Here is a 24,668-nt window from a genome sequence, read left to right as displayed (position 1 = left end):
CAAAAATCCGCTCCCCGCAGGTCACTCGTTGACCGCCCGGGGCCGGTCTCCGTCCTCGTACTGGTCGAAGAGCGGCGTGCGGCCGCGGCCGCCGCGGTCGCGGCGGGCCGGGTTCGCGCGGCGGCCCTGGGGCGCTTCGGCGGCGGCCGGGGCCTCGGGGGCGGGGGTCGGCTCGGCGGTGCTCGACCGCGCCGAGCTCCAGGTGCCCGGGTCCCCGAAGTCGACGCTGCCGGTGGCGCGCGGGGCGACGGGGGCGGTGACGTACGTCGGCAGCGGGACCGGGACCGGGTCCCAGCTCTCGCCGTGGGCCGCGCCGCGCTCCCGCTCGCGCTGCTGGTCCACCCACTCCGCGTGGTCCGTCTGCTCCACCAGCGCCCGGCGGCCCGCCTCCTGCGGCGAGACGGCGGGCGCCGGCTCGGGCTCGGGTCGTACGACAGGCTCCTCTTCCGGCTCCGCGGAAGCCGGCCGGCGGCCCGGGTGCGGGCGGCGCTCGCGCAGCCGCTGCGCCGCCGCCTCCGCCCTGCGCCGGTCCATGGTGAAGGCGAAGCGCCGCCGCTCAGTGGTCCGCAAGTGCACGATGTACGTGCTCAGCAGCACGGCGGGGATGGCCGGCGCCCACAGGAACCGCAGCCCGCCGACCGCCGCGACGATCGCGCCGAGGGTGAAGGCGAGGAAGAGGATCACAGTGGTGCGCCGACGGCGCGCGAGGACCTTCGAGCGCCGGGCGCGTTCGGCGGCCGCACTCGCCGTGCGCGCACGGCGTTGCGCCCGTGCCGCCTCCCGTGCGCTCTCGCGCGCCTCCTCCCGCACGTCCTCCCGTGCGGGAGGGCGCTCGGTCTCCTGCGTCGGGGGCACGGCGAAGGCCCGGACGTCGACGGAACTCATTCGGTCCGTGACGGCGTCCGGGTCCACGTCGTGCTCCGCCTCACCCGCGGCGCGCTCCTGAAGCTCCCTGGCGTATCGGCGCTCCATTGCCGCCCGTCCGGACAGCAGCCGGATGGCGGTGCTGAAGCGTTCCGTCGGACGGGCTTCGTTGAGCTCGTCCTGCCTGCGGAGCCACATCGGCACCAAGTAGGCGGCCCAGGCCCCGACGATGACTGCGTAGATCAGGCCGCTGCTGCTCACACCCCACACCGTAGAGGGGTTCGCGCAAGGCCATCCGCCAATTGAGCCGGTGTGTCGCACGATCTGGCTGATAACTCGAACTTTTTTGTGGCTGATCGGATCAACAGGCTGCTTTGTGTGTCCTTTTGCAGTCGGCACCCGATGTAATTCGAACAACTATTTCATTTTGCGCGAGGTGCCGGGTCGTGCCTGGTGCCAGCGGTTCAGCAGCCCCTCGGGCACTTCTTCCGCCGTGAGCGCGTAGACCAGATGGTCGCGCCACCCGCCGTCGATGTGGAGATAGCGGGGACGCAGCCCTTCCTGGCGGAATCCGAGCTTTTCCACGACCCGGCGACTGGGCGCGTTCTCGGGGCGAATGCAGACCTCGATGCGATGCAGTCCGACCGTACGGAAGCAGTGGTCGACTGCGAGAGCGACCGCCGTCGGCATCACACCGCGGCCCGCCACGTCGCGGTCGACCCAGTACCCCACGTGCCCCGAGCACATCGATCCCCAGGTGATCCCGGCGACCGTCAACTGGCCGACCAGCTCGCCCCGGTACTCGATGACGAAGGGCAGCATGCGGCCGGCGTTCGCCTCGGACCGCAGGTGGCGGACCATCTGACGGTACGTGGGGCGCTGGGCGACGGGGCCGGTGGGCGCGGGCGGCGGGATGGTCGCCTCCCAGGGGCGCAGCCATTCGCGGTTGCGCCGGTTCACCTCGCGCCAGCTCCGCTGGTCGCGCAGCTTTATCGGGCGGAGGGTGACATCGCCGTCCACCAGCTCGACGGGCCAGGACGAAGCGTTCAGCTCTGGCTCCCCGGCAGGGGGGATCCGGATCCGGATCCGGGGTGGTCGCCGCCCCGGATCTGGTCCACGGCGTGGAGCAGAAGGCGCTCCAGGACCGCCAGTCCGTCCCGTACGCCGCCGGTGGAGCCCGGCAGATTCACGATCAGGGTCCGGCCGGCCACGCCCGCCAGCCCCCGGGAGAGCGCGGCGGTCGGGACCTTGCCGAGGCCCTCGGCGCGGATCGCCTCGGGGATGCCCGGGACGTCGTAGTCCAGGACACGGCGGGTGGCGTCGGGGGTGCGGTCGGTCGGCGAGACGCCGGTGCCGCCCGTGGTCAGGATGACGTCGTACGCGGCGGCGACACCGGCCCGCAGGGCCTCCTCCACCGGGTCCCCGTCGGGGACGACCCGCGGTCCGTCGACCTCGAAGCCCAGGCCGCGCAGACCGTCGGCGAGGATCGGTCCGCCCCGGTCCGCGTAGACGCCGGCGGAGGCGCGGTTGGAGGCGGTCACCACCAGGGCGCGGCGCGGCGGGCCCGCCGCGGCGGCGCCCCGCACGGGTCCCGGCTCGGGCGCCGGCTCGTGGCTGTGGCTGTGGCTGTAGACCTCTCCGCCGCGGGGGCTCACGCCCGGCTCCAGTCGCCGGACTTGCCGCCCGTCTTCTCCTCGACCCGTACGTCGGTGATGACCGCGGCCTTGTCGACCGCCTTCACCATGTCGATCACGGTGAGCGCGGCCACGGTGACGGCGGTCAGGGCCTCCATCTCGACGCCCGTACGGTCCGTCGTGCGCACGGTCGCGGCGATCTCGACGGCGTCGTCGGCCACCACGAGGTCCAGCTTCACGCCGGAGAGCGCGAGCGGGTGGCAGAGCGGGATCAGGTCGGGCGTGCGCTTGGCGCCCATGATGCCCGCGATCCGGGCGGTGGCGAGGGCGTCGCCCTTGGGGACCCCCTCGCCGCGCAGCAGCTCCACCACGCGCGGCGCGACCAGGACGCGTCCGGTGGCGCGCGCGGTGCGCGCGGTGACGTCCTTCGCCGAGACGTCGACCATGCGGGCAGCCCCCGCCTCGTCGATGTGCGTGAGCCGTTCGTGCGTACTCATTACGTGTGGCGCTCCCGGTCAGGGCCTGTGAGAGCAGACACGCTACCGCCACCGGGCCCCGCTCACCCGAGCAGGACCACCTCGGCCTCGGCGCCCGGCTCCAGCTCGGTGGTGTCCTCCGGGACGACGATCAGGGCGTCGGCACGGGCGAGCGCCGCGACCAGGTGCGATCCGGTGCCGCCGACGGGGGTGACGGTGCCCGCCGCCTCGTCGTACGCGCCGCGCAGGAACTGACGCTTGCCGGACGGCGACGACAGCGGCTTGTCGGCGCTCAGCGTGGCGCGGACCTTCGGGCGGTGCACGTCCTTCAAGCCCATCAGGGCCCTGATCGCCGGGCGCACGAAGAGCTCGAAGGAGACGTACGACGACACCGGGTTGCCCGGGAGCGCGAGCAGCGGGGTGTGCTCGGGGCCGATGGAGCCGAAGCCCTGGGGCTTGCCGGGCTGCATGGCGAGCTTGCGGAAGTCGACGCCGCCGCCGGTGTCGTCTCCTTCGCCCACGGACGACAGCGCTTCCTTGACGACGTCGTACGCGCCGACGCTGACGCCGCCGGTCGTGACGATCATGTCGGCGCGGATCAGCTGGTCCTCGATGGTCGCGCGCAGCGTGTCGGCGTCGTCCGTGACGGCGCCCACGCGGTAGGCGATGGCGCCGGCGTGACGGGCGGCGGCGGTCAGCGCGAAGCTGTTGGAGTCGAAGATCTGCCCGGCCGACAACGGCTCGCCGGGCTGGACCAGTTCGCTGCCGGTCGACAGGACGACGACGCGGGGGCGGGGCCTGACCTTGACGGTGGCGCGGCCGACGGCGGCGAGCAGGCCGATCTGGGGCGGGCCCAGGACCGTACCGGACTCCAGGGCGAGGTCGCCGGCCTGGACGTCGCTGCCGCGCGCCCGCACGTGGGCCCGCGCCTCGACGGGGCGGTGGACGCGGACCTCACCGCTCGCGCCCTCGGGGGCGCCGCTCGCGGCGCGCATCGTGACGGCCGGTCCGCCGCCCGAGCCTCCGTCGGTCCACTCGACCGGGACGACGGCCTCGGCGCCGGGCGGCAGCGGGGCGCCGGTCATGATGCGGGCGGCCTCGCCCGGCCCGACGCGGAGCGTCCCGCCGCTGCCCGCCGCCACGTCACCGACGACGGTGAGGACGGCGGGGAACTCCTCGCTCGCGCCCGCGACGTCGCTCGTACGGACCGCGTAGCCGTCCATCGAGCTGTTGTCGAAGGGGGGCAGCGCGATCTGGACGGTGATGTCCTCGACGAGGACACAGCCCTGCGCGTCGAGAAGCTGCAGCTCGATGGGTTCGAGCGGCTTCACCGCGGCGAGGATGTCCTCAAGGTGCTCGTCGACAGACCAGATCGTGCTGCTCAAGGTGCTACATCTCCTCGGTCACGTAACTGCGAAGCCAGGTCCGGAACTCCGGCCCCAGGTCCTCACGTTCGCACGCGAGTCTGACAATGGCACGCAGATAGTCGCCGCGGTCGCCGGTGTCATAGCGGCGGCCCTTGAAGACGACGCCGTGCACGGGGCCGCCGGCCTTCCCCGCGGCGTCGGCCGCTGATTCATACGTCTCGGCCAGGTGCTGGAGGGCGTCGGTGAGCTGGATCTCGCCGCCGCGGCCCGGCTCGGTCCTGCGCAGTATGTCGAAAACGGCCGGGTCCAGCACATAGCGGCCGATGATGGCGTAGTTGCTGGGCGCGTCGGCCGGGTCGGGCTTCTCGACCAGCCCGGTGATCCGTACGACATCACCCTCGGCGGTCGGCTCGACGGCCGCGGATCCGTACAGGTGGATCTGGGCGGGGTCGACCTCCATGAGCGCGATGACGCTGCCGCCGTACTGCCCCTGGATCTCGATCATCCGGGACAGCAGGGGGTCGCGCGGGTCGATCAGGTCGTCGCCGAGGAGCACGGCGAACGGCTGGTCGCCGACGTGCGGCGCGGCGCACAGCACGGCGTGCCCGAGGCCCTTGGGGTCGCCCTGGCGGACGTAGTGCATGGTGGCGAGGTCGCTCGACTCCTGCACCCGGGCGAGACGTTCGGCGTCGCCCTTGCGGCCGAGTGCCGATTCCAGCTCGTAATTGCGGTCGAAGTGGTCCTCGAGGGGGCGCTTGTTGCGGCCCGTGACCATGAGGACGTCGGAGAGCCCCGCGGTCACGGCCTCCTCGACCACGTACTGGATGGCCGGCTTGTCGACGACCGGCAGCATCTCTTTCGGAGTGGCCTTGGTCGCCGGCAGGAACCTGGTGCCGAGGCCGGCGGCAGGGATGACAGCCTTGCTGATCCCGGGGTGCGACTGAGTCATGGTCAGAACGATATCCGTTGCGTATGGGAGGAAGATTGGGCTCCGGCCAGTAAATTCTCATACGAGGCGTTTTGTGGAGCCACTGTGATGTGTGACGAGCCTGACAAGGCCGGGTTGCGGGGAGAACTCCTCGCCATGAGATCCCGGTTGACCAGGGATGACGTGCAGAAGACCGGAACGGTTCTGGCCCGCAGGGCACTGGAGCTCCCGGAGCTGGCGGACGCCGCGACGGTCGCGGCGTACGTGTCCGTCGGGAGTGAGCCCGGCACCCGCGCGCTGCTGGACGCGCTGCGCGCGCGGGGCGTCCGGGTGCTGCTTCCCGTGCTCCTGCCCGACAACGATCTGGACTGGGCCGTGTACGAGGGCCCCGAGCACCTGGGGCGCGCCCGGCTCGGGCTGCTCGAACCGGTGGGCGCGCGGCTCGGCGTACGGGCCGTCCTGGAGGCCGACGCGGTGCTGCTGCCGGGCCTGGCGGTGGACGGGCGCGGGACGCGGCTCGGGCGGGGCGGCGGCTCGTACGACCGGGTGCTCGCCCGCCTGGAGGCGGCGGGCGCGCGGCCGCACCTGGTGGTGCTGCTGTACGACGAAGAGGTGGTCGCGCGGGTCCCGAGGGAACCGCACGACCACCCCGTGAGCGCCGTGGTGACGCCGGGGGGTGTCAGGCGCTTCACCGCCTGACGCCCCCCCGCGCCCTCGCGGCTACGGCCTGAGCACCAGCTTGTCGGTGGTGCTCTTCTCGACCGCCTCGTCGCTGAACGACCAGTCGAGCAGCTCGCCCTTCGCCCACTTGTCGGTCTGGTCGGTGTAGTGGGCGCTGTACGCGTGCCCCGACGCGCCGGTGAGGTTGATCCAGCGGGACTTGTCGAGGTCGTTGAGGTTGACGACCATGCGCATGGACGGCACCCAGATGACCTCGTAGCCGCCCGCCGCGTTCCAGCCGGTGGCGTTGACCGCCGCCTCGCCGCCGCCCAGGTTCCAGGGGCCGCGGTTGAGCAGCGACTGGACGAGGCCGGGGCCGCTCGTGCCGAGCGTCTGGTTCTTCAGCTCCAGCTGGTGCAGGCGGCCCCAGCTCCAGGAGTCGACGTCCTTGCCGAGCTTGGCCGTCAGCTCCCAGCGGGCGTCCTTCAGCGCGCGGGCGAGCAGTTCGTCACGGGTGTCGGTGGCCTCGTCGAGGCGGGTGCTCGGCGCCTGCCACCACTCGTTCTTCTCGTCCGTCAGCATCGTGCGGACGACCTCGTACCAGCGGTCGCCGCCGTCGGGCTGCGCGGAGTCCTTGGCGCGCTGCCCGCACTCGCGGACCCGCTTGTCGGGGTCGTCGACCGGCCCGGTGCTGTCGGCGGGACGGACGGAGAGGCACTGGCCCTTGACCCGCAGCTCCTTGGGGAGCTTGTTGCCGAAGGCGAGCTTGAGGACGTTGCGCCAGACGGCGTTGAAGTACGCGGCGGCGCCGGAGTCCGGCTCCTGGGTGTAGTCCCAGCCTTCGAGCAGCTTCTGCGTCTCGCGGACGTTCGGGTCCGACACGTCGATCTTGAGCAGGTGGGGGGTGAGCAGCTTGGCGATCTCGCTGCTGTTGTCCATCTGCATGGTGCGCATGTCGTCGGTGGAGATCCGGCCGCCGTCGGCGATCTTCGACTCGATGAGGTCGTTGATGCGCTGGCTGCGGGCGCCGTAGCCCCAGTCCTCGGTGAGGAGGTACGGGTACTTCTTCTTGTCGATCACGGCCTGGTTGGCGGTGACGATGTAGCCGCGCTTCGGGTTGTACTCGTACGGCAGCTCGGCCTGCGGGATGAAGCCCTTCCAGCCGGAACGCGGGTCCCAGCCGGCGGCGGGCAGGGTGCCGTCGTGGCTCGCGCCGCGGACCGGGATGCGGCCGGGGGCCTGGTAGCCGATGTTGCCGGCGGTGTCGGCGTAGATGAGGTTCTGCGAGGGGACCTCGAAGTGGGCGGCCGCGGCGCGGAAGCTCTTGAAGTCCGTGGCGCGGTTCAGCTCGAACACGGCGTCCATGGACTTTCCGGGCATCAGCGCGGTCCACTTGAGGGAGATCCCGTAGCCGTCGCCCCGGTCGGGGGCGGCGTTGTCGACGGGGGCCTTCTCCCCGACCTTGCCGAGTTCGTCGCTGCGGTCGGAGAGCAGCGGGCCGTTCTTCGTCGAGCGGACGGTGATCTGCTTCGACTTGCCTCCGGCGACCTTGATGGTCTCCTGGCGGGTCGTGAAGGGCTTGGTGGCGCCGTCGTAGAGGTAGCCCTCGTCGGAGACCTTCTCCAGGTAGAGGTCGGTGACGTCGGCGCCGAGGTTGGTGAAGCCCCAGGCGATGCTCTGGTTGTGGCCGATTATCACGCCGGGCATGCCGGAGAAGGTGTAGCCGGCGGTGTCGTACGCGCAGGTGCTGGAGACCTTCCGGCAGTGCAGGCCCATCTGGTACCAGAGCGAGGGCAACTGCGGCGCGAGGTGCGGGTCGTTGGCGAGCAGCGGCTTCTTGGTCGTCGTGTACTGCCCGGAGACGACCCAGGAGTTGGAGCCGATGCCGCTGCCGTTCGGGCCGAAGAGCGCGGGGATCTCGTCCAGGGCGTCGGAGATGCCGGAGAGCTGGCTCTGGAGGCCGTCGGCGGTGCCGGCGGCGGAGTTCCCCGCGGTGCCGGTTCCGGTGCCCGTGCCCGTGCCCGTGCCGGAGGTGCCGGATCCGGTGCCCGTGCCCGTGCCGGAGGTGCCGGTGGCCTTCGGGTCGTACTTCTTCGTCGTCGCGTCGACCGCGCCCTCTTCGACGACCGTCCTGTTGCGGTCGTACGGATAGGCCGGGTAGAGGTCCTTGATCTGCTGGGCGTTCAGCCGGCTCGTCATCAGCGAACGGTCGATCTCGTCCTGCATGTTGCCGCGCAGGTCCCAGGCCATCGCCTTGAGCCAGGCCACCGAGTCGACGGGCGTCCACTTCTCGGGCTTGTAGTCGTTCACGAAGCCCAGGGCGGCGTACTCGACCGAGATGTCCTTGCCCTCGCGGCCTTCGAGGTAGGAGTTGACGCCCGCGGCGTACGCCTGGAGGTTCTTCTTCGTCTCCGGCGACAGCTTGGTGTCGTACTCCTGCTGCGCGACCCGGCGCCAGCCGAGGGTGCGCAGGAAGGCGTCGGTGTCGACCTGGTCCGCACCGAACATCTCGGACAGCCGGCCCGACGTCATGTGACGGCGGACGTCCATCTCGTAGAAGCGGTCCTGCGCCTGGACGAAGCCCTGGGCACGGAAGAGGTCTTCGTCGGTGTCCGCGTAGATCTGCGGGATGCCGTAGTCGTCGCGCTTGACGTCCACGGGGCCCGAGAGGCCGTCGAGCTCGATCGACCCGGTGGTCTGCGGGAAGGAGGCGCGCACCGTGCTGATGCTCCAGAACGCGCCGTAGCCGACACCCGCGACAAGGGCCAACACCAGCACGATCACGATCAGGCGGGCGCGGCGCCCCTTCTTCTTCTTGCCGGAAGAGGCGGTGGTGTTGGCGGGCATCGCTGTCCTTCGAGGGGCAGGGTGGTCCTTGAGTGCTGGAGCAACCATAGGCGCAGCGCTCTCGCGCCCCGGACGCGGTGCCACTATCGGCGATCGTACGGAGGATCTCGCGTCAAGAAAACGTTAAAGATTAGGTAAGGTAACGAAGTACCGGCCGTCGGAGGAACGATCCGGCAGGCGTGCGAGGGAAGGAACGCCCGCTGACTGTCCACCAGCTCAACGAACTGCTGCTCATCTGCTCGCTCGTCCTGCTCATCGCCGTCGCCGCGGTCCGCATCTCGTCCCGCAGCGGCCTCCCCAGCCTGCTCCTGTACCTGGGCATCGGCATCGCCATAGGGCAGGACGGCTTCTTCGACGTCGAGTTCGACAACGCCGAACTGACGCAGGTGATCGGCTACGCCGCACTTGTCGTGATCCTGGCCGAGGGCGGTCTGGGCACGAAGTGGAAGGAAGTCAGGCCCGCGTTGCCCGCGGCCGTCGTCCTGTCGACCGTCGGCGTCGCGGTGAGCGTGGGCGTCACGGCCGCCGGCGCGCACTACCTCGTCGGCCTCGACTGGCGCCAGGCGCTGATCATCGGCGCGGTCGTCTCGTCGACGGACGCCGCCGCGGTCTTCTCCGTGCTGCGCAAGGTGCCCCTGCCGTCCCGGATCACGGGCGTGCTGGAAGCGGAATCGGGCTTCAACGACGCACCGGTCGTGATCCTGGTTGTCGCCTTCTCGACCGTCGGTCCGGTGGACGAGTGGTACGTCCTTATCGGCAAGATCGCCCTGGAACTGGCGATCGGCGCGAGCGTCGGTCTCGCGGTGGGCTGGCTCGGGGCGTACGCGCTGCGGCACGTGGCACTTCCCGCGTCCGGTCTGTACCCGATCGCGGTCATGGCGATCGCCGTGTCCGCGTACGCCGCCGGAGCGATCGCGCACGGCAGCGGGTTCCTCGCCGTCTACCTGGCCGCGATGGTGCTCGGCAACTCCAAGCTGCCGCACTGGCCGGCCACGCGCGGATTCGCGGACGGGCTCGGCTGGCTCGCGCAGATCGGGATGTTCGTCCTGCTCGGCCTGCTGGTGACGCCGCACGAACTGCTGGCGGACTTCTGGCCCGCCGTGATGGTGGGACTGGTGCTCACCATGGTCGCGCGGCCGCTGGAGGTGCTGATCAGCCTGCTGCCGTTCCGCATCCCGTGGCAGGAGCAGGCCCTGATGTCCTGGGCCGGGCTGCGCGGCGCGGTGCCCATCATCCTGGCGACCATCCCGCTGGTGTCGGACATCGAGGGCAGCGACCGGGTGTTCAACATCGTCTTCGTCCTCGTCGTCGTCTACACCCTCGTCCAGGGGCCGACCCTGCCCTGGCTCGCGAAGTGGCTGAACCTCGGCGACGACCCCTCCGAGGCGGCCGACCTCGGCATCGAGTCCGCTCCGCTGGAGCGGCTGCGCGGGCACCTGCTGTCGGTCGCGGTCCCCGAGAAGTCGCGGATGCACGGCGTCGAGGTGGCCGAGCTGCGCCTCCCGCACGGGGCAGCGGTCACGCTCGTCGTACGCGACGGGACCAGCTTCGTACCGCTGCCGACGACCGTACTGCGGCGCGGCGACGAGCTGCTCGTGGTGGCGACGGATCCGGTACGGGACGCCGCCGAGCGGCGGCTGCGGGCGGTCGCGCTGGGCGGCAAGCTGGCGGGGTGGCTGGGAACGGGTGGCACCAACCACCATTGATCGCTTTGATCACAGGCGGTGTGACGTAATCCGTACGCAATCACAGGTGCACCGCGCGCGTCGCCCTGTAACATGAAGGCCTACTGATCGACCAACTCTGCCTGACGCAGAGCTGGCGCGACCGTACGGCGGCCGGCCCCCTCGCAGTGGGTGTCCTGGTATCTACCGCCGGTCCTGCGCAAGAGGACAGCTCTCGGCGGCTCCCGCACGCTCACACACCGCGTGCACAGGGGAGCGTCACCAGGCGGCAGAAAGGCAAGGACCGTGTCCGACACGGTCACCACCACCCGCCCCGGCTACGGCCAGCTGCTCCGTACCCCTGGAGCCTGGACGTACCTGGTGCCCGGGTTCCTGGCACGCCAGCCCTTCGCGATGCTGACCATCGGCATCGTGCTGCTCGTGCAGCACACCACCGGCTCGTACGGCAGCGCGGGCGCCGTCGCCGCCGTCACCGGCGTTTCGATGGCCCTGTTCGCACCGCAGAGCGGCAAACTGGCCGACCGTTTCGGCCAGAGCGCCGTGCTGGTTCCGGGCGTTCTCGTGCACACCGCTTCCGTCGTCACGCTGACGGTGCTCGCGCTCTCGGGAGCGCCCGTCTGGGCGCTGTTCCTCGCGGGCGTTCCCACCGGTGCGTCCGTTCCGCAGATCGGTCCGATGGTGCGGGCCCGCTGGGCGGCCAAGCTGGAGGGCTCGCCCCTCATGTCGACCGCCGCGGCCTTCGAGTCCGTGACGGACGAGTTCACCTTCGTCGTCGGACCGGTTCTCGCGACCGCGCTGTGCACCGGCGTGCACCCGGCGGCCGGTCTGATCGCCGAGGCCGCGCTCACCCTGGTCGGCGGCCTGTTCTTCGCCGTACAGCGGAGCACACAGCCGCGGGCGGGCCGCCTGTCGCTGTCCGACGGGCCGCGCGTCTCCGCCCTGTCGGTGCCCGGCGTGCGGGTCCTCGCGGGAGCCTTCCTCGGCATCGGAGCGGTCTTCGGCGGAATGCAGGTCTCGCTGACCGCGTTCTCCGAGGAGATCGGCAATCCGGGCGTCAACGGGCTGCTCTACGGAACGTTCGCCGCGGGCAACATGCTCGCCGGCATCGTCTGCGGCGCGGTCGCCTGGAAGGTCGGCCCCCGCCGCCGCCTGATCGTCGGGTACGCCGCGCTGACGCTCGCCGCGTCCGGACTGTGGGCGGTGCACTCCGTGCCGCTGCTCGCCGGTCTGGGGCTGCTGGTCGGCCTGTGCATCGCGCCCGCGCTGATCACCGGCTACACGATGGTCGAGACGCTGGTGCCGGCCTCGGCCCGTACCGAGGCCTTCACGTGGCTGACCGGCGCGGTCGCGCTCGGCCAGGCCGCGGGCGTCACGGTCGCGGGACGCCTGGCGGACGCCAACGGGGCGAGCGCCGGGTTCCTGGTGCCGATGGTGGGCACCGCGCTCGCGCTGGCCATCCTCGTGGCGCTGCGTTCGCGGCTCGCGCCGAAGGCACCCGGACGGGTCGCCGCACGTGGCGTGAGTCACCGAGTGCCTGTGACGGTGGACTGATCGAGCGGAATGCGTCAGTATTGAACGTCGTTAGCACTCATTGAGTGAGAGTGCCAGGAGGAGCAAGTGCCGACCTATCAGTACCAGTGCACCGAGTGCGGCGAAGGCCTCGAGGCGGTGCAGAAGTTCACCGATGACGCACTGACCGTGTGCCCCAGCTGTGAGGGACGCCTGAAGAAGGTGTTCTCCGCGGTCGGCATCGTCTTCAAGGGATCCGGTTTCTACCGGAACGACAGCCGCGGCTCCTCGTCGAGCAGCACGCCGGCCACGTCGTCCTCGAAGGCCGCCGCGTCGTCCTCGTCGTCGTCGGGGAGCGACTCGAAGCCCGCCGCGTCCTCGTCGAGCTCGTCGTCGTCCTCGTCGTCGAGTTCCGCGACCTCCGCCGGCAGCTCCTCGGCCGCCTAGGCCCACCGCCCTTCCCGGGTGACCCCGCCGTTCCCGACGGCGGGTCCTCGGCGTTTCCCGGCCCGGCTACTGTGACCGCCATGGCGAACGCGAACGCAGAGTCCGACGTCGAGATCGGCGTGATCGGCGGCTCCGGCTTCTACTCCTTCCTGGAGGACGTGACCGAGGTCGAGGTCGACACCCCGTACGGGAAGCCGAGCGACTCGCTCTTCCTGGGCGAGATAGCGGGGCGGCGGGTCGCCTTCCTCCCCCGTCACGGGCGCGGCCACCACCTGCCGCCGCACCGCATCAACTACCGCGCCAACCTGTGGGCCCTGCGTTCCGTCGGGGCCCGCCAGGTGCTGGGGCCGTGCGCGGTCGGCGGGCTGCGGGTCGAGTACGGCCCCGGGACCCTGCTCGTGCCGGACCAGCTCGTGGACCGTACGAAGTCACGCGCGCAGACTTTCTACGACGGCGAGACGCCGGTGGACGGGAAGCTGCCGAACGTCGTGCACGTGGCGTTCGCCGACCCGTACTGCCCCGAGGGGCGCAGGGCCGCGCTCGCCGCGGCGCGCGGGCGGGCGTGGGAACCGGTGGACGGCGGGACGCTGGTCGTCGTGGAGGGGCCGCGGTTCTCGACGCGGGCCGAGTCGCGGTGGCACGCGGCGGCGGGCTGGTCGGTGGTCGGCATGACCGGGCACCCGGAGGCGATCCTCGCCCGGGAGCTCGGGCTCTGCTACACGTCGCTGGCACTGGTGACCGACCTGGACGCCGGGGCGGAGGCGGGCGAGGGCGTCTCCCACGGGGAGGTGCTCACGGTGTTCGCGGCGAACGTGGGCCGGCTGCGCGACGTGCTCTTCGACGCGGTGGCGGGGCTGCCGGCGGACGGGACGCGCGACTGCCTCTGCTCACACGCGCTGGACGGGCTGGACACGGGGATCGCGCTGCCCTGACTCTCGGGCGGGCTCGCGTCGGGCCGCCGGGGAGCACGCTGGGCGGGTGACCGGGATATCCACAGTCGGACGGCTGTCCACAGGGTCCGGCGGGATGCGGGCGGGACGGGGATCGTGAGGAGCGTCCAGGCGGATTCCTGGTCGACATCCTCGTGGCAGGCGGTGGTCACCGTGTCCCTCTACCCCTACGTCCCCACTCCCCCGGTGCCCGTTCCCGGGCCGGACCCGTGCGGTGTGCCCGAGTTCGCGCCGCTGCGGGTGCGCGGCGGCCGGCACCGGCTCCGGCGTGCGGTACGCCGCAGGAGGCGGGCGATGGCGGCCGGGCTGGCGATGACCGCCGCCGCGCTGGCCGCTTCGGGGGCGCGGGACGCGGGGCGCGCGGGCGGGGCTGCTCAGGCGCGGCCGCAGGCCCAGGAGCGGGCCGACGCCGTGGCGGCGCCGGGGCGGGAGCGGGCGGTGCGGATGGTGTCCGCTCCGGTGCGGATCGCGGACGCCGCGACCGTACGGCTGCTGCGCCGGGGCGACCGGGTCGATGTGATCGCCGCGGCGGCCGGGCCGTCGGTGCCGGGCGGGGAAGCCCCTGACGCCCGGGTGGTGGCCGCGGGTGCGCGCGTGGCGGATGTCCCGCGGGCGCGCGAGAGCTCCGGGGGCGAGGGCGGCGGAGCGCTGGTGGTGCTGTCCGTGCCGCGCGCCACAGCCGCGGCGCTGGCCGGCGTGGGGGCGACGTCGCACCTGGCGGTGACGCTGTGCTGACCAGAACTGAGGAGCTGTCACGTCACCGGTACGGGAACGGGGATTGGACAGGGCCGTCACCTGCTGACGTAGGTTTCGGAACTGTTCGCTCCGCCCCCGGTACATGCGAAGAGAGGCTCATTCGTGAGCGAGGAGAAGAAGCAGAGCGTTCTGGCCGGCTTCAAAGCCTTCCTGATGCGCGGCAACGTGATCGACCTGGCTGTCGCGGTGGTCATCGGCGCCGCGTTCACCAACGTCGTGAACTCCATCGTGAAGGGCGTGATCAACCCGCTGGTCGGAGCGTTCGGCACGCAGGACCTGGAGAAGTACAGCTCCTGCCTGAAGCAGCCGTGCAAGCCGGACGAGAACGGCGTGATGCAGGGCATCCCGATCAACTGGGGGCTGGTCCTCAGCGCGGTCCTCAGTTTCCTGATCACCGCGGCGGTCGTCTACTTCCTGATGGTGCTGCCGATGTCCAAGTACCTGGCGAGGCGGGCCGCGCGGGAGAAGGCGAAGGACGCCACCGCGGAGATCATGGAGGTCACCGAGATCGAGCTGCTGAAGGAGATCAGGGACGCCCTGGTCGCCCAGCGCGGCTCGGGCCACGACACGACGCCGTAGCCCGGGTCGCTCAGAGGTGGTGCGGCGGCTTCTCGTCCAGGAACCGGGCGAGGTCGGCCGCGCTGCCGCCACTGCCAGGAGGCCGCTCGCCCCACCCCCGGTCCGTGTCGTCCGCTGATTGCTGGTCCAGCGGATCGCCGAAGTCCAGCGCCGGCTTCGGCCGTGGTGCGCGTTCGGCCTGCTGCTCGGTCGTCTGCTCCGGATCTCGCGGTCCGTGGGCGGGGGCGGTGCTCATGCTTCCAGGGTACGGCGGGCGGCCGGTCCTGATACCCCGGCGGCCTCTGGGCCGGGGGCGATCCGGCGTGATACGCAGTCCGCATGGGACACCAGAAGAGGGCCGACGCCCTGACCGATGTGGCCGGACTGCGGGTCGGCCACGCGCGGGTGCCGGGTGACCGGGCGCTCAGCGGCACCACCGTCGTGCTGGCGCCGGAGGGCGGGGCGGTGGCCGCCGTGGACGTGCGGGGCGGTGGTCCGGGCACCCGCGAGACGGACGCCCTCGACCCGCGCAACCTGGTGCAGCGCGTCGACGCGATCGTCCTGACGGGCGGCAGCGCGTACGGTCTCGACGCCGCGTCCGGGGTGACGGCCTGGCTGGAGGAGCAGGGACGGGGCTTTCGCGTCGGGCCGGACCCGGCGCAGGTGGTGCCGGTCGTTCCGGCCGCCTGTCTCTTCGACCTGGGGCGCGGCGGCGACTGGCGGGCGAGGCCGGGCGCCGCGACCGGGCGGGCCGCCGCCGAGGACGCCGCCGGCACCGGCGTGGGGGCGGCCGTGGCGCAGGGTGCGGTGGGCGCGGGGACGGGTGCGGTCGCGGGTGGTCTGAAGGGGGGCGTCGGCACGGCCTCCGCGGTGCTCGGCTCGGGTGTCACGGTGGGGGCGCTCGTGGTCGTCAACGCCGCCGGGTCGGTCGTCGATCCGCTGACGGGGGTGCTGTACGGGAGTTACTTCCAGGGGCGGGTCGCGTATCCGCCGGCGCGGGTGCACGCGGCGGCGCGGGACGCCCTCGCCGACGCGCGGGCGGAGACCGAGCGGCGTGCGGCGAGCTCGGCGCGCCCCCCGCTGAACACCACGCTGGCCGTCGTCGCCACCGACGCGGTGCTGACGCGCGCGCAGGCGCAGAAGCTCGCCGGGACCGCGCACGACGGGCTCGCGCGGGCCGTGCGTCCCGTGCATCTGCTCAGCGACGGGGACACCGTCTTCGCCCTGTCCACAGGTACCAGGGCGCTGGCGGGCGGTTCTACGGAGCCCGCGTTCGCGGTGCACACGGAGGCGGCCGCGCTCAACGAGGTGCTGGGGGCGGGGGCCGACGCGCTGACCCGGGCAGTGGTGAAGGCCGTGCTGGCGGCGGAGGGGGTCGAGGGGCCGGGCGGCGTTTACCCGGCGTACCGGGACCTCTACTGACGTACCGGCGTGGCGAGTTGGCCGGGCGGCGCGGGAACCTCGGGTGCGCCCCCTTCGTTTTGCCCAACCCCGGCGACGTTGTCAGACCCAGGGGCTACGTTGAGCACTCGGCAAGTAACAAGCGGCGACGGCCTGGAGAGACCCTTGAGCGATCCGTACGAGACAACCGAGGAGCACCTCGAGCGACTCCTGGGGCGCGCACTCAACTCGTTCGACCTGCCCGACGCGGCGGTGGAGCGGCTCGAATCGGCGCTGGCGCACAGCACGTCGCTGCACTCCTCGCACCACAGCGCGGGGCTGCACCGCGAGACGTTCAAGCATGTCTTCCTGCTGTCCGACGGCAGTGCGCTCACGCTGTGGGAGCTCGCCCACAACGCGGGCCGCGACGGCACCACACGGCACGAGCTCTACACGGAGGCCGCCGAGGTCCGGCTGGCCGCGTCCAGGCTGCCGCGCGCGGGCGGGTTCGGCTGGGCCCCGGGGGACACGGACGGGCGCGATCCGGAGGGCGGGGAGACACAGCTCGACGCCGACCTGGAGATCCTGGCCGCGCTCATGGCCGCCCGGCCGGCCACCGCGCCGCGCATCTTCATCCCGGACAACTCCGCCGACCACGCGCGCCGGGTGCTCCGCCGGGCCGAGAACGCGGACCGGCCGGGGCCGGACGCCGGGCTGCGGCTGGCCTCCGCCGTCGCCCACCAGATCACCCAGGCCTTCGGCCGCCAGTGCAGCGTGGAGGGCCGGGACGCCGGCTTCACGCTGTACGAGCACGCGTTCCTGCTGCGTGACGGGTGCGAGGTCAGCCTCTGGGAGGTCGAGCACACCGCCACGCCGGACGGCCGTCACATGTGCGAGGTGTACGGGACGGAGCGGGCGGCCCGGGAGGCGATGGAGCTGCGGGCCCGGGTGCGGTGACGCGAGGGGCGTGACGCCGGCGCGGTGACGCGGGTGTCGTTGACGTGAGTGTGTGACGCGAGTGTGTGACGCGAGTGTCGTTGACGCGAGTGCCCGACGCGGGTGCTCGGGTGCGGTGCGGTCGGGCGGGTTGCCGTCCGGGCAACGGAAGCGGCGCCCGGCAGGAGGCCGGGCGCCGGCGGGTGGGAGTCGGGGTCAGGGGGTGAGCGCGGGCTCCTTGGCCACGGGGGCCTCCGCCTCCGCCGCAGCCTCGGCGCCGATCTTCGGGCGCGCCGGGAGGGCGAACATCAGGAAGAAGCTGGCCACCAGCACCGCCGTCGCCCACCAGAGCGCGTTCTGGAACGCCGCCACGAAGGCCGTCCCCACCTGGCCGGGCGCCAGGTGGTCGTCGATGACGCCGAAGAAGACGACCGAGACGAGGCCGAGGCCCAGCGCGTTGCCCATCTGCTGCATGGTGTTGATCAGGCCGGACGCCGAGCCCGCGTGCTCACGCGGCACCTCGGAGAGCACCGCGTCGGTCAGCGGCGCCACGATCAGGCCCATGCCGAGCCCCATCACCACGAGCGGCAGCGCCATCTGCCACGGGTGGATCGCCGTGCCGTACCGGTCGGCCTCCCAGATGTAGAGCAGCAGCCCGGCCACCATGGTCAGCGCGCCGGCCTGGAGGACCTTGCGGCCGAAGCGCGGGACGAGCTGCTGTACGGAGAGGCCCGCCGCCAGGGAGACCGCGATGGAGAACGGGATGCCCGTCGTACCGGCGCGCAGGGCGCTCCAGCCGAGGCCGACCTGCATGTAGAGCGTCCAGACGAGGAAGAAGATGCCCAGCGCCACACCGAAGGTCAGCTGCACCGCGATGCCGGCGGCGAAGCTCTTCACCTTGAACAGGGAGAGCTCGACCAGGGGCGAGCCGTCCTTGCGGGTCTTGTAGCGCTCGTACGCGACGAAGAGCGCGAACACGGCCGGGCTGGCGATCATCGACAGGTGGCCCCACAGCGGCCAGTCCAGCTCCTCGCCGCGGGTGAGCGGGTAGATGAGCATGAGGAGGCCGAGCGTCGCGAGTGCCACTCCGACGAGGTCGAGGCGCAGCGCCTTGGGGGCCTTGGACTCGGTGATGAAGCGCGCGCCGAGGATCAGGCCGGCGACGCCGACCGGGAGGTTGATGAGGAAGATCGGCCGCCATTCCAGGCCGAAGAGGTTCCATTCGGTGAGCAGCGCGCCCAGCATCGGTCCCGACACGGCGCCGAGGCCGACGATCGCGCCGAAGAGGCCGAAGACCTTGCCGCGCTCGTGGGCGGGGAAGGTGGCGTGGACGATCGACAGGACCTGCGGCACCATCAGGGCTGCCATCCCGCCCTGCAGGACGCGGGAGGCGACGAGGATCTCCGGGTTGCCGGCGAAGCCGCAGAGCGCGGAGGCGAGCGTGAAGCCGCCGATGCCGATCAGGAAGAGCCGCTTGCGGCCGTAGATGTCTCCGAGCCTGCCGCCCGTGATCAGCCCGGCGGCGAAGGCCAGGGCGTATCCCGCGGTGATCCACTGGATCGCGCCGAAGGTGGCGCCGAGGTCCTGCTGGATGCTGGGGATCGCTATGTTGACGATCGTCACGTCGACCAGGTCCATGAAGGCGGCGGTCATCACGATGGCGAGCGCGAACCACCGGCGGCGGTCGGGCGGGGCTGTTGAAGTCATGACAGCGAGACTAGGGGCCATGTAGGACAGGTTGTGTCCTAGGCGGCGGGCATTCTGGGAACATGACGACCGATACTCCGGCCCGGCTGCTGCACCTGCTCTCGCTGCTCCAGACGCCCCGGGAATGGCCGGGCAGCGAGCTGGCCGAGCGGCTGCGGGTGAGCCGCCGCACGGTCCGGCGGGACATCGACCGGCTGCGCGAGCTGGGCTATCCCGTGCAGGCGACCATGGGCGCGGACGGCGGCTACCGCCTCGTCGCGGGCAAGGCCATGCCGCCGCTGGTGCTCGACGACGAGGAGGCCGTCGCGATCGCCGTGGGGCTGCGCGCGGGGGCCGGGCACGCGGTCGAGGGGATCGAGGAGGCGTCCGTACGGGCGCTGGCGAAGCTGGAGCAGGTCCTGCCGTCCAGGCTGCGCCGGCAGGTCTCCACGCTTCAGGCCGCCACCATCCCGCTGACCAGCGGCGACGGGGCGACCATCGACCCCCACACGCTGACGGTGATGGCGGGTGCGGCCACCGGGCAGGAGCGGCTGCGGTTCTGCTACCGGTCGGGCGACGGGTCCGAGAGCAAGCGTCTGGTCGAGCCGCACCGGCTGGTCAGCACCGGGCGGCGCTGGTATCTCGTCGCCTACGACCTGGACCGCGACGCCTGGCGGACGTTCCGGGTCGACCGGGTCAGCGAGCCGTTCGCCACGGGGGCGCGGTTCGCGCCCCGGGGGCTGCCGAGCGGGAACGCCGCCGAGTTCATCCGGCGGTCCCTCAACCGCTTCCAGGAGCGCTACCGCGTGGTGGCGACGTTCGACGCGCCGGCCGCGTTCGTCGCGGCCCGGCTGCCGTCGTCGCTCGGCGCACCGGAGCCGGTGACGGACGACGACGGCCGCTGCCGACTCGACGTCACCTGCACCGACTCGATGGAGTGGCTGGGGATCCGACTGGCTCTGGTGGACTGCGAGTTCACGGTGTCCGAGCCGCCGGAACTCGTCGACTTCCTCGCCCAGCTGGGCGGCCGGGCGAGCCGGGCGACCGCCGGACGCGGGCGCTAGGGGGCGCCGGGCAGGGGGGAGCCCCGACGCCGGGGGGGAGGGCGCCGGGGCTCGTTCCGGGGGTGGGGCTGGGGGCCTCAGGCGGCCGACTCGAAGCCGGTGTCGTGGGCCAGGCGCTTCAGCTCCAGCAGCGCGTGCTTCTCTATCTGCCGGATCCGCTCACGCGTCAGTCCGTGCTGCTTGCCGACCTCGGTCAGGGTCCGCTCGCGGCCGTCCTCGATGCCGTACCGCATGCGGATGATCGAGGCGGTGCGCTCGTCGAGGTGGCCGATGAGATTCTCCAGCTCCTCGCTGCGCAGCAGCGAGAGCACCGACTGCTCGGGCGAGACCGCCGAGGTGTCCTCCAGCAAATCTCCGAACTGCGTCTCGCCCGCGTCGTCGACCGGCATGTTGAGCGACACCGGGTCGCGCGCCCAGTCGAGGACGTCGCTGACGCGCTCGGGCTTGGCCTCCAGCTCGGCCGCGATCTCACCGTGCTCCGGGTCTCGCCCGTGCATGCGGTTGAACTCGCGCTGCACGCGGCGGATGCGGCCCAGTTCCTCCACGAGGTGGACGGGGAGGCGGATGGTGCGGGACTGGTCGGCTATGGAACGGGTGATCGCCTGCCGGATCCACCAGGTCGCGTACGTCGAGAACTTGAAGCCCTTGGTGTAGTCGAACTTCTCGACCGCGCGCACCAGGCCCGCGTTGCCCTCCTGGATCAGGTCGAGCAGGGGCAGACCGCTGCGCGGATAGCGGCGCGCGACGGCCACGACGAGACGGAGGTTGGAGCGGATGAAGAGGTCCTTGGCGCGCTCGCCCTGGGCGACCAGCGCTTCCAGCTCCTCGCGGGAGGCTCCGTCCGCACCGCTCTCCCCCGCCGTGGCGACGGCCGAGGTCACTTCCTTGTCGAGGATCTGCTGCGCGTACACCCCCGCCTCGATGGTCTGGGAGAGGTCCACTTCCTTGGCGGCGTCGAGCAGCGGCGTCCGTGCGATTTCGTCGAGGTACATGCCGACCAGGTCACGGTCGGCGATCTCCCCGCCTGCGGCGCGAACGCTGCGTACCCCGCCGGACCCGCTGGACGCGGTCTGACGACGGGCGACGGCACGGGTTGCCATGCGTGCTCCCTTGCTGAGTAGGTCGCGATGGGTTGGCTGCCGGACTCCCTTCGGGTGCCCCGCTTCCGATGGAAACAACGACTGGAAACCGGACAGAATTCCCACGGCGTGCATTCATTTTCGTGATCTTGCAGTACCCTGTCCGCCGCCGAGGGGAGACATATGGCGCAGGGACCCGCTGAGGTGCAGGTCAGGGCGGGCACGGAGGCCGATCTCGATGCCCTGACGGACCTCTACAACCACTACGTCCGCGAGACGGCGATCACCTTCGACACCGCCGTCTTCACGCCCGAGCAGCGCCGCCCGTGGCTGCTCTCCCACCCTGAAGACGGCCCGCACCGCCTCCTGGTTGCCCGGGACGTGCGCTCCGGCCGACTGCTGGGGTACGCGACGAGCAGCCCGTTCCGCCCGAAGGCGGCCTACGCCACCTCGGTCGAGGTCAGCGTGTACTGCGCTCCGGACGCCGGGGGCCTGGGCGTCGGCACGCTTCTGTACGAGGCCCTCTTCGCGGCCCTGGAGGGCGAGGACGTCCACCGCGCGTACGCCGCCATCGCGCAGCCCAACGAGCCTTCCGCCCGCCTGCATGCCCGCTTCGGCTTCCGTCATGTCGGTACGTACCGGGAGGTGGGCCGGAAGTTCGGCCGCTACTGGGACGTCGCCTGGTACGAACGCGGCCTGGGCGCACCGCCCGGCCCGGCGACGCCCGCCTGACACGCGCCGCCGCCCGATCACGCGCCCTGCCCGACCACCCGCCACCGCCCGACCACGCGCCGTCCGCGCCCGCCGGGTCACCCGCCGCCCGTACGGCTCAGCCGAACTGGAGCGACCGCTTCGCCAGCCCCATCCAGAAGCCGTCGATCACATCGCGCCGCGCCCCCAGCTGGCCCTCCGCAGCACCCAGCGTCACGAACAGCGGGGCGAAGTGCTCGGTGCGCGGGTGCGCGAGTCGCCCCGCCGGGGCCTTGTGCTCGAAGTCGAGCAGCGCGTCCACGTCGGCCGCCTCCAGCGCCTCGCGCCCCCACGCGTCGAACTCCGCCGACCAGCCGGGGACGCCCCCGCCCGGGTGGCGCAGGGCGGCCAGGTTGTGGGTGAAGAAGCCGCTGCCCACGATCAGCACGCCCTCGTCGCGCAGGGGCGCGAGCTTGCGCCCGATGTCCATCAGGCGGCGCGGGTCGAGGGTGGGCATGGAGATCTGGAGTACGGGGATGTCGGCCGCCGGGAACATCTCGACCAGCGGGACGTACGCCCCGTGGTCGAGCCCGCGGTCCGGGATGTCCTGGACGGGCGTGCCGGCGCCGCGCAGCAGCTTGCGCACGGAGTCGGCGAGCGCGGGGGCGCCGGGGGCGGCGTACTCCACGCGGTAGTAGGGCTCGGGGAAGCCCCAGAAGTCGTACACGAGCGGCACGGTCCGCGTGGCGCCGAGCGCGAGCGGGGCTTCCTCCCAGTGGGCGGAGACCATCAGGATCGCGCGTGGGCGCGGCAGGGCGGCGGACCAGGCGGCGAGCTGGCCGGGCCAGACGGGGTCGTCGGCCAGCGGCGGGGCGCCGTGGCTCAGGTAGAGGGCGGGCATGCGCTCCATGGCCGGACCTTCCCTTGAAGTTTCAAGTGATGCGTGACACGACCCTACGCCCATCTAGTTTAACCTTCAAGAAGTGGGCCGTAGAGTGGTGGCATGACGACGGCACCCCGCTGGCTCAGCGAACAGGAACAGCGCACCTGGCGCGCCTACCTCCAGGCCACCACGCTCCTGGAGGACCACCTCGACCGCCAGCTCCAGCGCGACGCCGGCATGCCGCACGTCTACTACGGCCTGCTCGTGCAGCTCTCCCAGGCGCCGGAGCGCAGGCTGCGGATGACCGAGCTGGCCCGGATCGCGAAGATCACCCGCTCGCGGCTCTCGCACGCCGTCGCCCGCCTGGAGCGCAACGGCTGGGTGCGCCGCGAGGACTGCCCGTCCGACCGCCGGGGCCAGAACGCCGTACTGACGGATGAGGGGTACGCGGTCCTGAAGCAGACCGCACCCGGCCATGTCGCCACGGTCCGCCAGGCGATGTTCGACCGGCTCACCCCGGAACAGGTGGGACAGCTCGGCGAGATCATGCGGATCATGGCCGAGGGGCTCCAGCCCCAGGACACGGACGCGGACCTGCCCTGGCTCCGTTAGGAAGCCGGGGCAGGTCCGCGTGGTCGCGGGACGTCCGTGCGCGGCGGGCCGGCGCGAGGGTCAGTGCGCGATGACGGGGATCTTCACGTCGTCCTCGGCGGCCGCGGCGTCCGTGCCCGCTCCCGCGCCCCCGGCGGCGACCGTCGTCGTACCCGGGCGGCCGGTGTTGATCAGCGTCAGCGCGATCGTGGCGGAGACGGCCAGGATGCCGACCGCCCACCAGATGGCACTCGCGTAGCCGTGCACCATGGCCTGCGCCTGGAGCAGCTGCGCGTTGGTGGCGCCGGCCGCGTGCGAGGCGACGTACGCCGTGGTGGCGCTGGCCGCGATGGTGTTCAGCAGCGCCGTGCCGATCGCGCCGCCGACCTGCTGCGAGGTGTTGACCATGGCCGAGGCCACGCCCGCGTCACGCGGCTCGATGCCGTGCGTAGCCAGCGACATGGCCGGCATGAACGCCGTGCCCATGCCCAGGCCGAGCAGCAGCTGCGCGGGCAGGATGAGTCCGGCGTACGACGAACCGATCTCCAGCTGCGTCAGCAGCAGCATGCCGAGCGCCGCGACCAGGAAGCCGGGGCCCATCAGGTAGCGGGGCGCGACCCGCGTCATGAGGCGGGCGCCGATCTGGGTCGAGCCCGTGATCATGCCCGCGATCATCGGCAGGAAGGCGAAGCCGGTCATGACGGGCGAGTAGCCCTTCACGATCTGGAGGTAGTAGGTGAGGAAGAGGAACAGGCCGAACATCGCGATGACGGCGAGACCCAGCGACAGGTAGACACCGCCGCGGTTGCGCTCCATCAGGACGCGCAGCGGCAGCAGCGGCGACTTGACCTTCGACTCGACGAGCACGAAGGCCCCGAGCAGCACGGCGGAGGCGACGAACAGGCCCACCGTCGCCCCGGCCGCCCAGCCGTCGGACTCGGCGCGCGTGAAGCCGTACACCAGCGCGACCAGACCCAGCGTGGAGAGCACGACGCCGGGGATGTCGAGCGGCGAGCGGTTGCGGCCGCCGGCCGGCTCGCGGATCACGAAGTACGCGCCGGCGGCGGCGACGATCGCGAAGGGGATGTTGACGAAGAAGGTCCAGCGCCAGTCCAGGTACTCGGTGAGGAAGCCGCCCAGGATCAGGCCGACCGCGCCACCGCCGCCCGCGATCGCGCCGAAGATGCCGAATGCCTTGGCCCGCTCCTTGACGTCGGTGAACGTCACCGCGAGCAGCGACAGGGCCGCCGGTGCGAGGAGCGCGCCGAAGGCGCCCTGGAGGGCGCGCGAGCCCAGCATCATCGCCTCGTTGGAGGCGGCGCCGCCGAGCGCGGAGGCCGCGGCGAAGCCGAGCAGACCGACGACGAAGGTGCGCTTGCGGCCCCACAGGTCGGCGATGCGGCCGCCGAACAGGAGCAGTCCGCCGAAGGCCAGGGCGTACGCCGTGATGACCCACTGGCGGTTGGCGTCCGAGATGCCCAGGTCGCGCTGGGCCGACGGCAGCGCGATGTTCACGATCGTCGCGTCCAGCACCACCATCAGCTGGGCGAGGGCGATGAAGACCAGCGCTTTCCAGCGGTTGGGGTCAGGAAGGAGGGTGTCGGCTGTTTTTGGCATGGAGGTGTCCACCTAGGGGTGCGAAAAGGCTGAAAAGGTACGTAAGCGTGTGGGCAGAGGC

At 71.9% G+C, this 24,668-nt stretch carries 24 protein-coding genes; 12 read left to right on the top strand and 12 right to left on the bottom strand.

Annotated features, from left to right (window positions below):
• Positions 1 to 21: 21 nt before the first annotated feature.
• The 6 genes from sepX to galU form a co-directional block, all read right to left on the bottom strand.
• Entirely contained in the window at positions 22 to 1,125 is a 1,104-nt protein-coding gene (gene sepX, locus IE185_RS23630) for a divisome protein SepX/GlpR (protein ID WP_189715930.1), read from the bottom strand.
• Positions 1,126 to 1,281: 156 nt separating this feature from the next.
• Positions 1,282 to 1,914 carry a GNAT family N-acetyltransferase gene (locus tag IE185_RS23625; RefSeq protein WP_138895901.1) on the bottom strand — a complete coding sequence of 211 codons (633 nt, stop codon included), beginning with the start codon at positions 1,912 to 1,914 and terminating at the stop codon, positions 1,282 to 1,284.
• A complete protein-coding gene (locus IE185_RS23620; protein WP_138895911.1) occupies positions 1,911 to 2,450 on the bottom strand; it encodes a MogA/MoaB family molybdenum cofactor biosynthesis protein in 540 nt (179 codons plus the stop codon). The genes IE185_RS23625 and IE185_RS23620 overlap by 4 nt, the downstream gene beginning before the upstream one ends.
• 65 nt (positions 2,451 to 2,515) lie before the next feature.
• Positions 2,516 to 2,995, bottom strand: a complete 480-nt coding sequence (gene moaC / locus IE185_RS23615; protein ID WP_138895902.1) for a cyclic pyranopterin monophosphate synthase MoaC — start codon at positions 2,993 to 2,995, stop codon at positions 2,516 to 2,518.
• A gap of 62 nt (positions 2,996 to 3,057) precedes the next feature.
• On the bottom strand, positions 3,058 to 4,359 hold the full coding sequence (gene glp, locus IE185_RS23610) for a molybdotransferase-like divisome protein Glp (protein ID WP_138895903.1): 1,302 nt from the start codon (positions 4,357 to 4,359) through the stop codon (positions 3,058 to 3,060).
• A gap of 4 nt (positions 4,360 to 4,363) precedes the next feature.
• Positions 4,364 to 5,290 (bottom strand): UTP--glucose-1-phosphate uridylyltransferase GalU, encoded by a 927-nt coding sequence (galU, locus tag IE185_RS23605; protein ID WP_138895904.1) that lies wholly within the window; start codon positions 5,288 to 5,290, stop codon positions 4,364 to 4,366.
• A gap of 87 nt (positions 5,291 to 5,377) precedes the next feature.
• Here galU and IE185_RS23600 point away from each other — a divergent pair, with 87 nt between their 5' ends.
• The gene (locus tag IE185_RS23600) at positions 5,378 to 5,968 is read left to right on the top strand and encodes a 5-formyltetrahydrofolate cyclo-ligase (RefSeq protein WP_138895905.1); all 591 of its coding nucleotides are present in this window, start codon (positions 5,378 to 5,380) and stop codon (positions 5,966 to 5,968) included.
• A gap of 21 nt (positions 5,969 to 5,989) precedes the next feature.
• On the opposite strand, the gene IE185_RS23595 is transcribed toward IE185_RS23600, so the two are convergent.
• Positions 5,990 to 8,776, bottom strand: coding sequence for a penicillin acylase family protein (locus IE185_RS23595; protein ID WP_138895906.1), 2,787 nt, complete (start codon positions 8,774 to 8,776; stop codon positions 5,990 to 5,992).
• A 200-nt stretch (positions 8,777 to 8,976) separates the two neighbouring features.
• Between IE185_RS23595 and IE185_RS23590 the strand changes: the two genes are divergently transcribed.
• From IE185_RS23590 to mscL, 6 genes are all read left to right on the top strand, one after another.
• Positions 8,977 to 10,482 carry a potassium/proton antiporter gene (locus tag IE185_RS23590; RefSeq protein ID WP_229843664.1) on the top strand — a complete coding sequence of 502 codons (1,506 nt, stop codon included), beginning with the start codon at positions 8,977 to 8,979 and terminating at the stop codon, positions 10,480 to 10,482.
• Positions 10,483 to 10,746: 264 nt separating this feature from the next.
• The gene (locus IE185_RS23585) at positions 10,747 to 12,012 is read left to right on the top strand and encodes an MFS transporter (protein ID WP_138895908.1); all 1,266 of its coding nucleotides are present in this window, start codon (positions 10,747 to 10,749) and stop codon (positions 12,010 to 12,012) included.
• Positions 12,013 to 12,078: 66 nt separating this feature from the next.
• A complete protein-coding gene (locus tag IE185_RS23580; protein WP_138895909.1) occupies positions 12,079 to 12,417 on the top strand; it encodes an FmdB family zinc ribbon protein in 339 nt (112 codons plus the stop codon).
• An 80-nt stretch (positions 12,418 to 12,497) separates the two neighbouring features.
• Positions 12,498 to 13,349 carry an S-methyl-5'-thioadenosine phosphorylase gene (locus IE185_RS23575; protein ID WP_138895910.1) on the top strand — a complete coding sequence of 284 codons (852 nt, stop codon included), beginning with the start codon at positions 12,498 to 12,500 and terminating at the stop codon, positions 13,347 to 13,349.
• A 171-nt stretch (positions 13,350 to 13,520) separates the two neighbouring features.
• Positions 13,521 to 14,102 carry a hypothetical protein gene (locus IE185_RS23570; RefSeq protein WP_229843660.1) on the top strand — a complete coding sequence of 194 codons (582 nt, stop codon included), beginning with the start codon at positions 13,521 to 13,523 and terminating at the stop codon, positions 14,100 to 14,102.
• A 123-nt stretch (positions 14,103 to 14,225) separates the two neighbouring features.
• A complete protein-coding gene (mscL, locus tag IE185_RS23565) occupies positions 14,226 to 14,702 on the top strand; it encodes a large conductance mechanosensitive channel protein MscL (protein ID WP_138899574.1) in 477 nt (158 codons plus the stop codon).
• Between the two features lie 10 nt (positions 14,703 to 14,712).
• On the opposite strand, the gene IE185_RS23560 is transcribed toward mscL, so the two are convergent.
• Positions 14,713 to 14,937, bottom strand: coding sequence for a hypothetical protein (locus tag IE185_RS23560; RefSeq protein WP_138899573.1), 225 nt, complete (start codon positions 14,935 to 14,937; stop codon positions 14,713 to 14,715).
• Positions 14,938 to 15,020: 83 nt separating this feature from the next.
• On the opposite strand from IE185_RS23560, the gene IE185_RS23555 reads away from it, so the two are divergent.
• Together IE185_RS23555 and IE185_RS23550 are read left to right on the top strand one after the other, a co-directional pair.
• A complete protein-coding gene (locus IE185_RS23555; protein ID WP_189715926.1) occupies positions 15,021 to 16,103 on the top strand; it encodes a P1 family peptidase in 1,083 nt (360 codons plus the stop codon).
• 144 nt (positions 16,104 to 16,247) lie between these two features.
• Positions 16,248 to 17,018: a DUF6227 family protein gene (locus tag IE185_RS23550; protein ID WP_138909701.1), complete on the top strand. Its 771-nt coding sequence runs from the start codon at positions 16,248 to 16,250 to the stop codon at positions 17,016 to 17,018.
• Between the two features lie 195 nt (positions 17,019 to 17,213).
• On the opposite strand, the gene IE185_RS23545 is transcribed toward IE185_RS23550, so the two are convergent.
• Positions 17,214 to 18,704, bottom strand: coding sequence for an MFS transporter (locus tag IE185_RS23545; protein ID WP_229843659.1), 1,491 nt, complete (start codon positions 18,702 to 18,704; stop codon positions 17,214 to 17,216).
• 62 nt (positions 18,705 to 18,766) lie between these two features.
• Here IE185_RS23545 and IE185_RS23540 point away from each other — a divergent pair, with 62 nt between their 5' ends.
• Positions 18,767 to 19,747, top strand: coding sequence for a helix-turn-helix transcriptional regulator (locus IE185_RS23540; protein ID WP_138899217.1), 981 nt, complete (start codon positions 18,767 to 18,769; stop codon positions 19,745 to 19,747).
• A 77-nt stretch (positions 19,748 to 19,824) separates the two neighbouring features.
• On the opposite strand, the gene IE185_RS23535 is transcribed toward IE185_RS23540, so the two are convergent.
• A complete protein-coding gene (locus IE185_RS23535; protein WP_189715922.1) occupies positions 19,825 to 20,847 on the bottom strand; it encodes a sigma-70 family RNA polymerase sigma factor in 1,023 nt (340 codons plus the stop codon).
• A 162-nt stretch (positions 20,848 to 21,009) separates the two neighbouring features.
• Between IE185_RS23535 and IE185_RS23530 the strand changes: the two genes are divergently transcribed.
• The gene (locus IE185_RS23530; RefSeq protein ID WP_138899350.1) at positions 21,010 to 21,558 is read left to right on the top strand and encodes a GNAT family N-acetyltransferase; all 549 of its coding nucleotides are present in this window, start codon (positions 21,010 to 21,012) and stop codon (positions 21,556 to 21,558) included.
• Positions 21,559 to 21,655: 97 nt separating this feature from the next.
• Here the strand turns inward: IE185_RS23530 and IE185_RS23525 are convergent, their stop codons facing one another.
• The gene (locus IE185_RS23525; protein WP_189715971.1) at positions 21,656 to 22,417 is read right to left on the bottom strand and encodes a dioxygenase family protein; all 762 of its coding nucleotides are present in this window, start codon (positions 22,415 to 22,417) and stop codon (positions 21,656 to 21,658) included.
• 102 nt (positions 22,418 to 22,519) lie between these two features.
• On the opposite strand from IE185_RS23525, the gene IE185_RS23520 reads away from it, so the two are divergent.
• Entirely contained in the window at positions 22,520 to 23,011 is a 492-nt protein-coding gene (locus tag IE185_RS23520; RefSeq protein ID WP_138897221.1) for a MarR family winged helix-turn-helix transcriptional regulator, read from the top strand.
• A 60-nt stretch (positions 23,012 to 23,071) separates the two neighbouring features.
• On the opposite strand, the gene IE185_RS23515 is transcribed toward IE185_RS23520, so the two are convergent.
• On the bottom strand, positions 23,072 to 24,607 hold the full coding sequence (locus IE185_RS23515) for an MFS transporter (RefSeq protein WP_138897222.1): 1,536 nt from the start codon (positions 24,605 to 24,607) through the stop codon (positions 23,072 to 23,074).
• Between the last annotated feature and the right edge of the window lie 61 nt (positions 24,608 to 24,668).

The organism is Streptomyces chryseus, from assembly GCF_014650755.1.
Lineage (GTDB): Bacteria > Actinomycetota > Actinomycetes > Streptomycetales > Streptomycetaceae > Streptomyces > Streptomyces chryseus.
Note: the sequence above shows the minus strand (reverse complement) of the source record. Positions and strands in the feature narration are given on the sequence as shown.

What these genes read in the sequence shown, in the direction of transcription:
- IE185_RS23600 (WP_138895905.1), top strand. Translation starts at nt 5,378, where the DNA reads ATGTGTGACGAGCCTGACAAGGCCGGGTTGCGGGGAGAACTCCTCGCC.
- IE185_RS23560 (WP_138899573.1), bottom strand. Translation starts at nt 14,937, where the DNA reads ATGAGCACCGCCCCCGCCCACGGACCGCGAGATCCGGAGCAGACGACC.
- IE185_RS23530 (WP_138899350.1), top strand. Translation starts at nt 21,010, where the DNA reads ATGGCGCAGGGACCCGCTGAGGTGCAGGTCAGGGCGGGCACGGAGGCC.
- IE185_RS23540 (WP_138899217.1), top strand. Translation starts at nt 18,767, where the DNA reads ATGACGACCGATACTCCGGCCCGGCTGCTGCACCTGCTCTCGCTGCTC.
- IE185_RS23555 (WP_189715926.1), top strand. Translation starts at nt 15,021, where the DNA reads ATGGGACACCAGAAGAGGGCCGACGCCCTGACCGATGTGGCCGGACTG.
- moaC (WP_138895902.1), bottom strand. Translation starts at nt 2,995, where the DNA reads ATGAGTACGCACGAACGGCTCACGCACATCGACGAGGCGGGGGCTGCC.
- IE185_RS23520 (WP_138897221.1), top strand. Translation starts at nt 22,520, where the DNA reads ATGACGACGGCACCCCGCTGGCTCAGCGAACAGGAACAGCGCACCTGG.
- IE185_RS23575 (WP_138895910.1), top strand. Translation starts at nt 12,498, where the DNA reads ATGGCGAACGCGAACGCAGAGTCCGACGTCGAGATCGGCGTGATCGGC.
- IE185_RS23525 (WP_189715971.1), bottom strand. Translation starts at nt 22,417, where the DNA reads ATGCCCGCCCTCTACCTGAGCCACGGCGCCCCGCCGCTGGCCGACGAC.
- galU (WP_138895904.1), bottom strand. Translation starts at nt 5,290, where the DNA reads ATGACTCAGTCGCACCCCGGGATCAGCAAGGCTGTCATCCCTGCCGCC.
- IE185_RS23595 (WP_138895906.1), bottom strand. Translation starts at nt 8,776, where the DNA reads ATGCCCGCCAACACCACCGCCTCTTCCGGCAAGAAGAAGAAGGGGCGC.
- IE185_RS23515 (WP_138897222.1), bottom strand. Translation starts at nt 24,607, where the DNA reads ATGCCAAAAACAGCCGACACCCTCCTTCCTGACCCCAACCGCTGGAAA.
- IE185_RS23535 (WP_189715922.1), bottom strand. Translation starts at nt 20,847, where the DNA reads ATGGCAACCCGTGCCGTCGCCCGTCGTCAGACCGCGTCCAGCGGGTCC.
- IE185_RS23545 (WP_229843659.1), bottom strand. Translation starts at nt 18,704, where the DNA reads ATGACTTCAACAGCCCCGCCCGACCGCCGCCGGTGGTTCGCGCTCGCC.